Annotated in this window: 13 protein-coding genes; all 13 read right to left on the reverse strand. The window is 71.5% G+C overall.

Annotated elements, in window-relative coordinates; genetic code table 11:
• Positions 1–86: 86 nt before the first annotated feature.
• The 13 genes from ELY19_RS05080 to folP all read right to left on the reverse strand — a co-directional run bounded on the left by ELY19_RS05080 (position 87) and on the right by folP (position 12,810).
• A complete protein-coding gene (locus ELY19_RS05080) occupies positions 87–2,669 on the reverse strand; it encodes an ATP-dependent Clp protease ATP-binding subunit (RefSeq protein ID WP_126195243.1) in 2,583 nt (860 codons plus the stop codon).
• 286 nt (positions 2,670–2,955) lie between these two features.
• A complete protein-coding gene (locus ELY19_RS05085; protein WP_126195244.1) occupies positions 2,956–3,300 on the reverse strand; it encodes a histone-like nucleoid-structuring protein Lsr2 in 345 nt (114 codons plus the stop codon).
• A gap of 182 nt (positions 3,301–3,482) precedes the next feature.
• Complete coding sequence (locus ELY19_RS05090; RefSeq protein ID WP_126195245.1) at positions 3,483–5,264, reverse strand: lysine--tRNA ligase; 1,782 nt, start codon at positions 5,262–5,264, stop codon at positions 3,483–3,485.
• A gap of 224 nt (positions 5,265–5,488) precedes the next feature.
• On the reverse strand, positions 5,489–5,863 hold the full coding sequence (locus tag ELY19_RS05095) for a rhodanese-like domain-containing protein (RefSeq protein ID WP_126195246.1): 375 nt from the start codon (positions 5,861–5,863) through the stop codon (positions 5,489–5,491).
• A gap of 164 nt (positions 5,864–6,027) precedes the next feature.
• A complete protein-coding gene (locus ELY19_RS05100) occupies positions 6,028–6,870 on the reverse strand; it encodes a type III pantothenate kinase (RefSeq protein ID WP_126195247.1) in 843 nt (280 codons plus the stop codon).
• Positions 6,870–7,304, reverse strand: coding sequence for an aspartate 1-decarboxylase (gene panD / locus ELY19_RS05105; protein ID WP_126195248.1), 435 nt, complete (start codon positions 7,302–7,304; stop codon positions 6,870–6,872). Before panD ends, ELY19_RS05100 begins: the two co-directional genes overlap by 1 nt.
• Complete coding sequence (panC, locus tag ELY19_RS05110) at positions 7,304–8,236, reverse strand: pantoate--beta-alanine ligase (protein ID WP_126195249.1); 933 nt, start codon at positions 8,234–8,236, stop codon at positions 7,304–7,306. The genes panD and panC overlap by 1 nt, the downstream gene beginning before the upstream one ends.
• The gene (locus ELY19_RS05115; RefSeq protein ID WP_126195250.1) at positions 8,233–9,183 is read right to left on the reverse strand and encodes a Rossmann-like and DUF2520 domain-containing protein; all 951 of its coding nucleotides are present in this window, start codon (positions 9,181–9,183) and stop codon (positions 8,233–8,235) included. The genes panC and ELY19_RS05115 overlap by 4 nt, the downstream gene beginning before the upstream one ends.
• Positions 9,184–9,294: 111 nt before the next feature.
• On the reverse strand, positions 9,295–10,506 hold the full coding sequence (locus ELY19_RS05120) for a DUF6779 domain-containing protein (protein WP_126195251.1): 1,212 nt from the start codon (positions 10,504–10,506) through the stop codon (positions 9,295–9,297).
• Positions 10,507–10,611: 105 nt separating this feature from the next.
• A complete protein-coding gene (locus tag ELY19_RS05125; RefSeq protein WP_126195252.1) occupies positions 10,612–11,139 on the reverse strand; it encodes a DUF3180 domain-containing protein in 528 nt (175 codons plus the stop codon).
• A complete protein-coding gene (gene folK, locus ELY19_RS05130) occupies positions 11,136–11,624 on the reverse strand; it encodes a 2-amino-4-hydroxy-6-hydroxymethyldihydropteridine diphosphokinase (protein ID WP_126195253.1) in 489 nt (162 codons plus the stop codon). Before folK ends, ELY19_RS05125 begins: the two co-directional genes overlap by 4 nt.
• Positions 11,621–12,001 (reverse strand): dihydroneopterin aldolase, encoded by a 381-nt coding sequence (gene folB / locus ELY19_RS05135; protein WP_126195254.1) that lies wholly within the window; start codon positions 11,999–12,001, stop codon positions 11,621–11,623. Before folB ends, folK begins: the two co-directional genes overlap by 4 nt.
• On the reverse strand, positions 12,001–12,810 hold the full coding sequence (gene folP, locus ELY19_RS05140; RefSeq protein ID WP_126198700.1) for a dihydropteroate synthase: 810 nt from the start codon (positions 12,808–12,810) through the stop codon (positions 12,001–12,003). Before folP ends, folB begins: the two co-directional genes overlap by 1 nt.
• Between the last annotated feature and the right edge of the window lie 33 nt (positions 12,811–12,843).

Genomic DNA, 12,843 nt, shown 5'->3' on the forward strand with positions numbered 1-12,843 from the left:
CCCCCTCGTGTCGATTGCGTCGATGCTATGCCAAAGGGCCGCCATCCGCGGACGGATGACGGCCCCTCGGCTGCTACGGGCGGTGACTACGCGGTCTCGCTCGGGCTCGTCCCGGACGACGCGTCGGCCACCAGGGCCGGGACGTCGTCGTCGGACTTCTCCAGGTCGATCGCGGGCTTGGGCTTGCCGGTGAAGGTGAACTTCGCGTCCTCGCCCTTGCCCTCGCCGTCCCAGCCCTCGACGTCGACCTCGACGATCTGGCCGGCGCCGACCTCGCCGAACAGGATCTTCTCGGACAGCGCGTCCTCGATCTCCCGCTGGATGGTGCGGCGCAGCGGCCGGGCGCCGAGGACCGGATCGAAGCCGCGCTTGGCCAGCAGGGCCTTGGCCTGGTCGCTGACCTCGAGCTCCATGTCCTTGTTCTTCAGCGCGGTACCCACCCGGTTCAGCATGAGGTCGACCATCTCGATGATCTGGTCCTGCGTGAGCTGGTGGAAGACGACGATGTCGTCGATGCGGTTGAGGAACTCGGGCCGGAAGTGCTTCTTGAGCTCGTCGTTGACCTTCTGCTTCATCCGGTCGTAGTTGGCGCCGTCGGAGTCGCCCGACGTGAAGCCCAGGCCGACCGCCTTCGAGATGTCGCCCGTACCGAGGTTCGAGGTGAAGATCAGCACGGTGTTCTTGAAGTCGACCGTGCGGCCCTGGCCGTCGGTCAGGCGACCGTCCTCCAGCACCTGCAGCAGCGTGTTGTAGATCTCGCTGTGCGCCTTCTCGATCTCGTCGAAGAGCACCACGGAGAACGGCTTGCGGCGCACCTTCTCGGTGAGCTGGCCGCCCTCCTCGTAGCCCACGTACCCGGGAGGGGCACCGAACAGGCGCGAGGCGGTGAAGCGGTCGTGGAACTCGCCCATGTCGATCTGGATGAGCGCGTCGTCCTCGCCGAACAGGAAGTTCGCGAGCGCCTTCGACAGCTCGGTCTTACCCACACCGGACGGGCCGGCGAAGATGAACGAGCCCGACGGGCGCTTCGGATCCTTCAGGCCCGCACGGGTGCGGCGGATCGCCTTCGAGACCGCCTTCACGGCGTCCTCCTGGCCGATGATCCGCTTGTGCAGCTCGTCCTCCATGCGGAGCAGACGCGTGGTCTCCTCCTCGGTGAGCTTGAACACGGGGATGCCGGTCCAGTTTCCCAGGACCTCGGCGATCTGCTCCTCGTCGACCTCGGCGACGACGTCGAGGTCGCCGGCGCGCCACTGCTTCTCGCGCTCGGCGCGCTCGCCGATGAGTTGCTTCTCCTTGTCGCGCAGCGACGCGGCCTTCTCGAAGTCCTGCTCGTCGATCGCCGATTCCTTCTCCCGGCGCGCGTCGGCGATCTTGTCGTCGAAGGCACGCAGGTCCGGCGGGGCGGTCATCCGGCGGATGCGCATGCGCGCGCCCGCTTCGTCGATGAGGTCGATCGCCTTGTCCGGCAGGAAGCGGTCGTTGATGTACCGGTCCGCCAGGGTGGCAGCGGCGACCAGCGCGCTGTCGGTGATGGAGATGCGGTGGTGCGCCTCGTACCGGTCGCGCAGGCCCTTGAGGATCTCGATGGCGTGCTCGACGCTCGGCTCCCCGACCTGGACGGGCTGGAAGCGGCGCTCCAGCGCGGCGTCCTTCTCGATGTACTTGCGGTACTCGTCGAGCGTGGTCGCACCGATGGTCTGCAGCTCGCCGCGGGCCAGCTTCGGCTTGAGGATCGACGCGGCGTCGATCGCGCCCTCCGCAGCACCCGCACCGACGAGCGTGTGCAGCTCGTCGATGAACAGGATGATGTCGCCGCGGGTGTCGATCTCCTTGAGGACCTTGCGCAGGCGCTCCTCGAAGTCACCGCGGTAGCGCGAGCCGGCCACCAGGGACCCGAGGTCCAGGGTGTAGAGCTGCTTGTCCTTGAGCGTCTCGGGCACGTTGCCGTTGACGATGGCCTGCGCCAGGCCCTCGACGACGGCGGTCTTGCCGACGCCGGGCTCACCGATGAGCACCGGGTTGTTCTTGGTGCGCCGCGAGAGCACCTGCATGATGCGCTCGATCTCCTTGGACCGGCCGATCACCGGGTCCAGCTTGCCCTGGGCCGCCGCGGCGGTCAGGTTCCTGCCGAACTGGTCCAGGACCAGGGAGGTCGACGGGGTGCCCGCGTCGCCGCCGCCGCTCGTGCGGGCTCCGGCGCCGGCCGGCTCACCGCCGCCCTCCTTGCCCTGGTAGCCCGACAGGAGCTGGATGACCTGCTGGCGGACGCGGTTGAGATCGGCGCCCAGCTTCACCAGGACCTGGGCGGCGACGCCCTCGCCCTCGCGGATCAGGCCGAGCAGGATGTGCTCGGTGCCGATGTAGTTGTGGCCGAGCTGCAGCGCCTCGCGCAGCGACAGCTCCAGGACCTTCTTGGCGCGCGGCGTGAAGGGGATGTGACCCGACGGGGCCTGCTGGCCCTGCCCGATGATCTCCTCGACCTGGCTGCGCACGCCCTCCAGGGAGATGCCCAGCGACTCGAGTGCCTTGGCCGCCACACCCTCACCCTCGTGGATCAGGCCCAGGAGGATGTGCTCGGTGCCGATGTAGTTGTGATTGAGCATCCTGGCTTCTTCTTGCGCCAGGACGACGACGCGGCGAGCGCGGTCGGTGAACCTCTCGAACATGGCCATTTTCCTCACATCCCGGTTACTTCGGGGACCGGCCTGGGCCGGGCCCGCAGATAGCCGTCTGCAATCAACGTCTTCTCACTGTAGTTCGGACCGGTCAGCGGTGGTGTCGGCAGTGCCCCGCAGTCGGGGCCCGAGGGCACCGTCGCCGCCGCTGACTGTCCTGATACACCAGGTCAAACGCGCCCTCGACGGGATTTGATCCCCGTTCCGCCGTGAGCGAAACGGTCCCGGATACGACTCACCCCGGCGCATCGGCGCCGGGGTGGGGGCTTGCGATTCGTCAGTTCGCCGCGTTGTACGCGTCGATCACGTCCTGGCTGATCCGACCGCGGTCGTTGACCTTCATGCCGGACTTGCGGGCCCAGTCGCGGATCGCCGCGCTCTGCGAGCGGTCGATCGGCGTGCGGCCGCGCGGGGCGGCGAGGGAGCGGGTGCCGCGCTTACGGCCACCGGCCCGGCGCGCGTTCGCGACCCATTCCTCCAGCGAGCCGCGCAGCTTCGCGGCGTTCTTGGAGGACAGATCGATCTCGTACGTGACGCCGTCCAGTCCGAATTCCACGGTCTCGTCAGCGGTCTGCGTATCGTCCACGTCGTCGACCAGCGTAACGGTGACCTTGCGCGCCATAGTATTGGCCCCTTCTCGAGTAATGGTTCCATTGCGTCGTTCAAATCGAGTGTATACACAGCATTGACATTGATTCGATTCGAAACGGCGGAATCGAGTCGCGATCGGGTAACGATCGCGACCGAGAAGTGGCCGTATTCCGGCGAATCGCACGCAATGGCGAGCAATTCACCGGACAGCTACTACGCCTGCTGCAGTAGTGAACGCACCCGATCCGCGCCGATGGCGAGCAACAGCGTCGGCAACCGTGGGCCGGTATCGCTGCCCACCAGCAAGCGGTAGAGCAGGACGAAGAATGCGCGCTGCGCCGCAGCGAGTTCTTTATCACCCTTGACTATCTGATCGGCGCCCAGCCCGCGTTGCACCTTGGCGACGCCGTACACCTGATGGGTGATCCCGGCGAGCGACCAGTCGTCCTCGAGCCGGCCGAGACCGGCCGGGGCGGGAACGCCGGAGCCCTCCAGCAGCAGCCGCAGGCCCTCCCGCTGCTCGTCGGTGAGCGAGCCCAGCAGCTCGGTGTCCGGCTCGGTCCGCACGACGGTGCGCTCCTCGGCGGGCATCTGCTCGGCGACCCAGGTGGTCGCGCGGTCGAGGCGCGGCCGCAGCGGCGCCAGGTCCGCGAGCGGCTGGTCGGGCTCGAGCGCGGCCAGGATGCGCAGGGTCTGCTCGTCGTCGCCGGTGGTGATGTCGACGACCGAGGCCAGCGTCTTGTACGGCATGGGGCGCGGCGTCAGCGGCAGCTCCCGCACCCGCCCCGAGGCGGTGTCCAGCACCGATGCCGCACGGGCGTGCGCGGCGATGTCGCCGGGCTGCGCCTTGTCGCCGGCCGTCTTGCGGACCAGCGCGTCCCACTCGTCGTAGGTGCGCGGCAGGTCGCCGTCCAGCGCCACGTCGAAGGACTGGTTCGGCTTCTTGCGCCCGTACAGCCACCGGAGCAGCGGCGGTTCCAGGTAGCGCAGCGCGACCGCGGCGGTCGGGACGCCGCCCTTCGACGACGACATCTTCGCCATCCCGCGGATACCGACGAAGGCGTACATCGGGCCGAGCGGCCGCTTCCACCCGAAGATCGGGGCCACGTCCTTGCCCACCGCGAACGACGAGCCGGGCGACTGGTGATCGACGCCCGACGGCTCGAAGGTGATCTTCTCGAAAGCCCAGCGCATCGGCCAATCGACCTTCCACACCAGTTTTCCGTTGGTGTGTTCGCGCAGTGTCACGGTCTCGGTATGACCGCACCGACAAACATATGTCAGCGCGGTCGTTTCCTCGTCGTACGCCGTTACCGTGGTGAAATCGGTCCCGCATACGGAGCAGTACGGCTTGTACGGGTAGTAGCCGGAATCACCCGATCCGTCCGCGTCCTCCGCGGCGCCGGATCCCGCCTCGGCGATCGCCTCCGCGGATTCCGCGTCCGATTCCGGCGCATTTCCGGCGGCCGCGGGCGATTGCCCGCGATCGAGCGTCCGATAACGCTCCAGGATGGAATCGATGCGGCCGCGCTGCGCCATCGCGTGCAGCACCTGCTCGGTGTACGCACCAGAGGTGTACATCTGCGTCTGACTGATTCCGCGGTACTCGACGCCGAGATCCTCCAGCGCACCCTGCAATTCACGACGGAAATGCTCGGCCCAGTTCTCCGCGTCCGAGCCGTGGGGCGCGGGAACGCGTGTCAGTGGTTTACCGATGTGCTCGTCCCAGGAGGAATCGACACCGGGGACCTTGGGGACCTTACGGAAGCGGTCGAAGTCGTCCCAGGAGATGATGTGCTCCACCTGCAGGCCCCGGCGGCGCAGCTCGTCGGCCACCAGGTGCGGCACCATCACCTCGCGGAGGTTGCCCAGGTGGATCGGGCCCGACGGGGAGATGCCCGACGCCACCTTCACCGGCGTCCCGTTGCGCTCGGCGAAGGCCACGGCCTCATCCGCGAGGCGGGAGACCCAATCGTCCAGGGGTGCAGTAGTCACGGGCCGTCATTCTACCGACGCGGGTCCGAGCGCCGACGGTGCGCCGATCGTGCGGCGCCGCCCGCTCCACCCGCGTCCCCATTCCACTCGGGTTCCCGCTCCCAGCGGGGAACAGGCGTCCCCGGGAGCATTCGGCGTCCCCTCGCCTGCAGTCGAGGGGAGACCAACTCGATCCGGGGTGACCGGCTCCCACAGGGGAGCGGATCGCCGGCGGTCGGCCGGGATCAGGCCTCGTGGGCGGCGAACTGGGCGAGCGTGCGCTCGTAGGACTCGGACGCTCCGGCGCGCCCGGCGCCGGGGGCGATGCCCAGCGCCAGCGCCCGGAAGCCGCCGTCGACGGACGAGGCCTGCACGCCCCGGTCCCGGAGGCGGGTGGCGATCGCGGCGGCGGTGGCGCCGTTGCCGCTGACCAGCAGCCACTGCGCGTCGGGGCCGGCCGCCGCGAGGCTGGTGGGGAGGCCGGGCACGAGCCGGGCGGCGACGGCGGCCGCGTCGAGCGCCACGGCGCCCGGGAGGATGCCGTCGCGGTTGCGCTCGGACTGATCGCGGACGTCGACGACGATCTGGCCGGCGGCGGGCGTGAAGTGCACGGGGTGCATCGAGGATTCTCCAGGAGGGTGGCGGAGCGCGTGGAAACGCGCGTCCGGGCAGCGGAAGGGGGCCGGGTTCCTAGCGGACCCGACAACACTCCATGCAGCTGCGCACCTGGCTCATGACAGCGAAGCTAGCACCCCGCCGCCGCGCCCGGCAAGAGTTCGAATCATCAGTGACGCGAATCGGTGCCGCGGGTTCCCGCACGCTTCTCCCGCTGAGCGCGGTTCGCGCACTCACGCAGGTACACGGCCCGCAGGCCCTGCAGCGTCAGGTCGGCGCGGTGGTCGGTCACCGTGGCGCACTCCGGGGCGATGCCCTCGTCGAAGCCGCCCGTCGCGACCACCCGGGCCCCGGGCACCACGTCGAGCGCACGGCCGACCAGGGCGTCCACCATGCCCGCGAAGCCGTAAATGATGCCCGACTGCAGCGCCTCCACGGTGTTCTTGCCGACCACCGACCGGGGCGCGACGAGCTCGACGCGCCGCAGCGCCACGGTCCGCTCGGCGAGCGCGTCCAGCGCGCTGCCCACGCCCGCGGCGATCGCGCCGCCGAGGAACTCCCCCTTCGCGCTCACCACGTCCACCCGCGTCGACGTGCCGAAATCCACCACGACGCACGGCACCCCTCCCTCGCGGCCGATCAGCTCGAAGGCTCCGGCGGCGTTGGCGACGCGATCGGTACCCACCTCGCGCGGGTTGTCGACCAGCAGCGGCACCCCGGTCTTCACGCCGGGCTCGAGGATCACGTGCTCGGCGGCCGGGTAGTACCGGGGCATCACGGCACGCAGCGAGCGCAGCAGTTCCGGCACCGTCGACAGGACGCTCACGCCGCGTACCCGCGCGGGGTCGACGCCCGCGCCGGTGAGGAAGCCGTTCAGGATGAGCGCCAGCTCGTCCGAGGTCATCCGCGGATCGCTGCGCAGCCGCCACGTGCCGAGGAGCTCCTCCCCCGCGGCCGACGCGAACAGCCCGACGGTGACCGAGGTGTTGCCGGCGTCGATCGCCAGCAGCATCAGATCCCGCCCGTGACCAGCGCGCCACTGCCGCGGCCGGTGACCAGGCCGAAACCGTCCGGCACGTGCGCCGCGTCCGTGGTCAGCTCGACCGGCTTGTTGTCGGAGTCGACGAACACGACGCTCGGCGCGTAGGTCTTCAGCTCCTCCTCGTTCAGCTGGCCGTAGGCGATGAGGATGACGATGTCGCCCGGGTTCACCAGATGCGCGGCGGCGCCGTTGATCCCGATGACTCCGCTGCCCCGCTCGCCGGCGATGGTGTACGTCTCCAGGCGCGCGCCGTTGGTCACGTCGACGATGGCGACCTGCTCGCCCTCCAGCAGGTTCGCGGCGTCCAGCAGATCCGCGTCGACGGTGACCGACCCCACGTAGTGCAGGTTCGCCTCCGTCACCGTCGCGCGGTGGATCTTGCTGGTCATCATGGTGCGCAGCATCACTGGGCCTCCACTCCGCCGACGAGGCCCGCCCGCTCCGCTCCCGGCTCCTCCAGGAAACCGGTGCCGATGGCGATGCCGACGTTGTCCAGCAGGCGCGTGGTACCCACCTTGGCGGCCACCAGCAGCCGGCCGTCACCGCGTTCCGGCGCGGTTCCCAGGTCGGGGGCGCGCAGCTCCAGGTACTGCACGTCGATCTCGGGGCGCGACGCGAGCACCTCGTTCGCGGCGGCGAGGATGGCGCTCTCGCCGCCCTGCGCTGCGTAGGCGCCGGCGAGCAGCGCCGCGGAGAGGGCGGTCGCGGCCTCCCGCTCGGCCTCCGACAGGTAGACGTTGCGCGAGCTCATCGCCAGGCCGTCGGCCTCCCGCACCGTCGGGACGCCGACGATCTTGACGTCCATGTTCAGGTCCGTCACCATCTGCCGCACCAGCACGAGCTGCTGGTAGTCCTTCTCACCGAAGTACGCGGTGTGCGGCCGGACGATGTTGAGCAGCTTGTTCACCACGGTGAGCATGCCCGCGAAGTGCGTCGGGCGGCTGTCGGCCTCGAGGCCCAGGCCGGCGGGGCCGGGCTGGATGGTGGTGCGCGGGCCGTTCGGGTACATCTCGGCGGCCGACGGCGCGAACACCAGCTCGACGCCCGCGGCGCGCAGCTTCTCGACGTCGGCGTCCAGCGTGCGCGGGTACGCGTCGAGGTCCTCGTTCGCGCCGAACTGCAACGGGTTCACGAAGATCGACACCACGACGACGGCGCCGTTCAGCTTGGCCGCGTGCACGAGCTCCAGGTGGCCCGCGTGCAGCGCGCCCATCGTCGGCACGAACGCGATCTGCCGCCCGGTCGACTTGAGGGCGGAGGTGACCTTGGTCAGCTGCGCCGGATCGTGGTGCACCGTCAGCTGACCGGGGGTGTACGGGCGGGTGGGTGCGCTCATCGGTTTTCCTTCTCGAGGGCGGGATCGATCATGGCTGAGGTTCCGGATTGGGCTGCCGCGCGCCGGGATTGGGCGCGGTAGGCGTCGGCGATGGCGGGGTCGACGGTGTCGATCGCGGCGAGGTGACGGATGACGGCCGCCGTGTCGCCGCGCGCGGCGGGGCCGGTCAGGGCGGACGGTCCGCGGGTCAGCGCGTTCTCGAGGGCGGCGCGGGCCAGGGGGCCGAGTACGCGCTCGGCGAGCCCCTCGGCCGGTCCGCCGACGGTGTCGGCCCCGATCCCGCCCGCGAGGGCGGCGCGCAGGGCGACCACCGCATCGTCGACGAGGGCCACGAGGTGGTTCGCGCCGTGCGCGAGGGCGGCGTGGTACAGCGGGCGGGCCGATTCCGGCACCCGGACGGGCTCGGCCCCGATCTCCAGAGCGAGGGCCTGGCCGACGGCGTGACCGATCTCGTCGGCGGCCGTGACGCCGACGCAGCACGTGGCGAGCCGCGCGGTGTCCTCCGGATCGTCGACGAAGGTCATGGCGGGATGGAAGGCGATGGTCGTGCAGCCGAGCCGGGCGAGCGGCGCGAGCACGCCCACGCCGAGGGCGCCCGAGGTGTGCAGCACGATCGCGGACGGGTTCACGCGCCCGGCGAGCTCGTCGACCAGGGCGGGGAGCGCCGTGTCGGGCACGGCCAGGATGAGCAGCTCGGCCTTCTCGGCGATCACCGCGGGGGCGTCGAGGCGGGCCTCGGGAAGACGGTGCGCGGCGCGTTCGCGGGAGCGGTGCGACGGTGCGGATGCGGCGGTGACGATGTGCCCGGCGCGGTCGAAGGCGGCGCCGAGGGCGGTGCCGACGCGGCCCGCGGAGATGACGCCCACGGACAGTCGCGCGGGGGTGGGGGGATTGGGGATGCCCGCCAGCCGATCGACGGCATCAGGCGAGTCCGAGAACTCGGGCATGGGCGTACGCCTCCAAGGGGGTCGTTCCAGTCCCGCGTCGCGGGTACCAGACGGTCACCGAAAGGCTATGCCCGTGCAGGTCGCGCGGGCAACGGCGTGTGAGCTAGATCATCACTCGGGCTTGCGGCGCCGACCGCCGCTGGACCGCTCGGTGTCGGCGTTCATCCGCGCGATGAGGTCGGCGACGGTGCTGCCGGAGGTGTGCTGGCCGGCGTGGCCCGACTCGACCTGCTGCTCCTGCCGGTCCTCGGGGGCCTGTTCCGGCGGGGTGCGCCGCTGGTCCTGCGCCCAGGGCCGGCCCTGGGGCGCCTGCCCCTGGTGCTTGGCGCCCGGCTCCTGGCCGCCCTGGCCCGGCGTGCCCTGGCCCTGGGCGGTCGGGCCCTGGGCGGCGCCCGAGAACGGCTGGCCCTGGTACTGCGGGGCCTGCGGCGGTGCCGACTGGAACGGGGAGTACGGCGCCGCCGGAGGCGCGGCCGGCGGGGTGTCGGGGGTGTAGGGGCGGGGCGGCAGCGGCGAACGGTACCCGGACTGCGGCGCCAGCGGAACGAAGGGCTCGTCGGCGCCCTCCACGTGGTCGACGTGCTCCACGTCCACGGGCGGCTGCGCGTCGGGGGTCGACGCGGCGGACGCCGCGGGCGGCTCGTCGGTCACCACGTGGAAGACCGTGGTGGGCGACTCCTCCTGCGGGGCGCCGGCACCTGCGGGGCCCGACGGCACCGTCGGCCCCGCCGGGCCGGGCGGCACGGGCGCGGCCGGCACGTCGGTGACCGTCGCCTCGTCGATCGGCTCGCCCGCGACGGAGGTCGCGCCGTAGTAGTCGTCGACGGCGGCGTCGGGTTCGGGAACGCCGGCGAAGTCCTGCTGCGCCCGGAACCGGTCGTCGTCCTCGAAGACGGACTTGGCGCGCTGCGCGTCGAGTGCCCGCTGCTCCGCGGCGGCGTAGAGCTCGGTGTACGACGGCCCCAGGTCGCGGCCCAGCAGTTCCTCGAGGTTGGCGCGCAACGCGAGGACCTCGGCCTTGAGCGCCGTGAGCTCCTCGTTGGACTCCTCCTTGAGCTCCGCGCGGATGTCCCGCTCGACCTGCAGCTCGTACTCACGGCGCGCGCTGATCTCGCGCTCGAGTTGCAGCCCGTACACGGTCTTGAGGCCGCTCTCCTTCGATTCGGCGGCGCGCAGGTCGCGCGAGTACCGCGCGATGAGGAAGGCGGCGATCACGAGTCCCCACACCAGCAGGATCAGGGAGACCAGACCCCAGCGCCGGTCGTCCGAGAACACCCACATGCCGGTGCCCACGACCGCCAGGAGGATCACGACGCCGAGCATCCACTGACCCGCTCCCGAGGAACGTCGCGGGACACGCTTTCGTGAACTCGGGATCGGTGGTTGCGTCATATCCGCGACCTTACCTTTTACCTGAGGTCGGATTCCTCAGGCTGGCGATGTGTCGGCGGGCTGGTCGTCGGGATCGTCGGGCGTGCGGCAGCACCGCTCCAGCCACAGTGCGGCCCCGAGGAGCAGCATCGCGCCACCGGCACCGATCCAGGCGCCGGGGCGGTCGGCGTGGGTCGCGGTCAGGCTCGCGCCCTCGGTGAGGAGGAAGACGAGCATGCCGCCGAAGAAGCCCAGGGCAACGGCCCCGAGGTACGCGGACGCCTTGGCGAGCGCCACGGCGCGGGCGACGGCGATCGGATGGATCCGGCCCGGTCCCCAGCCCACCTCACCGCGGTCGAGCCGCGAGCGCACGAGCTGCGCGATGTACAGGTCGGCGGCGGCGATGCCGTAGAGCAGCGCGCCCGCCCACACGGGCACCACCGGCACCACGTTGCGGACCAGCAGGTAGGAGCCGACGCCCACGCCCAGGACGATCACCACCAGCTCGATCCAGCTGGTCGCGCGCACCGTCGGGCCGCCCGGCTCGTCGGGCTCGCGATCCGATCGGTTCGACGGTCCGCTCACAGGCGCGTCACCTCCGCGGTCTCGTCGGCGGGCAGATCCCGCAGCAGGTCGGCGACGGCGCCGCGGCCGGGGAGCCGCGCGTCGGGGTCGGCGTCCAGCCAGGGGACCAGGACGAACGCGCGCTGGTGGGCGCGCGGGTGCGGCAGGGTCAGCTCCGGGTCGTCGGAGAGCACCGGTTCCCCGTCCTCCCACACCGCGATGACGTCGACGTCGAGGGTGCGCGGCCCCCAGCGGACGTCGCGCACGCGCTGCGCGGCGGCCTCCCGCTCGCGGGCGAACGCGAGCCAGCCGGCGGCGTCGCGCGCGGGGTCGTCGACGAGCACCGTCGCGTTGACGAAGTCGTCCTGCTCGACCCCGCCCCACGGGGGCGTGCGGTACAGCGCGGAGGCGCGGACCAGGGCCGGGCCGAGGGCGTCGATCGCGGCGCGGACGGCGGCGTCCGCGGCGCCGAGGTTGGCGCCGAGGGAGAGGACCGCGCGGCTCATTGCACGCTCCGCGCGCCGGAGCGGGAGCGGCGGGCGACGACGGCCACGTCGGCGAAAGTGAGCGGGATCGGCGCGGACGGCTTGTGCACGGTGACCTCGACGGCGTACACCTTCTCGTCGGCGGCGATGTCGTCCGCGATCTCGGCGGCGACCGTCTCGATGAGGTTGCGCGGTTCCCCCGCGACGATGTCGTGGGCGCGCTGCGCGAGCGCGCCGTAGTCGACGGTGTCGCGCAGGTCGTCCGAGGCCGCCGCGGGCCTCGAGTCGACCCACAGCACCAGGTCGACGATGAACTCCTGCCCGTCGCGGCGCTCGTGCTCGAAGACGCCGTGGTTGCCGCGTACACGCAGGCCGGTGAGTTCGATCCGGTCCGCCATCAGGCACCGCCCTTCTTCCATGCCTCGGCGACGGCGATGGCGTCGGCCGTCGACCGCACGTCGTGCACGCGCACGCCCCACACGCCGGCCTGCGCGGCGAGCGCGGAGACCGCGGCGGTCGCCACCTCGCGGCCCGCCGGCTCGCGGCCACCCAGGAGCTCACCGAGGAAGCGCTTGCGGGAGGCTCCCACGAGGACACGGAAACCGGTGTCCTGCAGGGCCTGCAGGCCGTGCAGCAGCGCCCAGTTGTGGGCGGCGTTCTTCGCGAAGCCGAGGCCCGGGTCCAGCACGATGCGTTCGGGGGCGATCCCCGCGGCGACGGCGGCGTCGGCCTGGTGCAGCAGCTCGTCGCGGACCTCGGCGACGACGTCGTCGTACTCGGTGATCTCGTGGTGGATGCCGGTCCACACCGGTCCCGGCGCACCGGGCGAGGGCCGCCAGTGCATGAGGATCCAGGGGGCGTCCGAATCGGCGACGACCCGCGTCATGCCCGGGTCGGCCCGCCCTCCGGAGACGTCGTTGACGATCGCCGCGCCCGCCTCGAGCGCGGCGGCCGCGACGGAGGCGCGCATGGTGTCCACGGAGACGGCGATGCCCTCCGCGGCGAGCGCCGAGATCACCGGCACCACGCGATCGCGCTCCAGCTCGGCGGGCACGCGGTGCGCGCCGGGCCGGGTCGACTCCCCGCCCACGTCCACGATCGCGGCACCGTCGGCCACGAGGTCCCGCGCCCGCGCGACGGCGGCGGCGGGGTCGAGGTAGCGGCCACCGTCGGAGAAGGAGTCCGCGGTGACGTTCACGACGCCCATGACGAGGGTCGTGCCGCCGGTTCCGAGGCCCGC

The sequence above is a fragment of the Tsukamurella paurometabola genome (genome assembly GCF_900631615.1).
GTDB lineage: Bacteria > Actinomycetota > Actinomycetes > Mycobacteriales > Mycobacteriaceae > Tsukamurella > Tsukamurella paurometabola_A.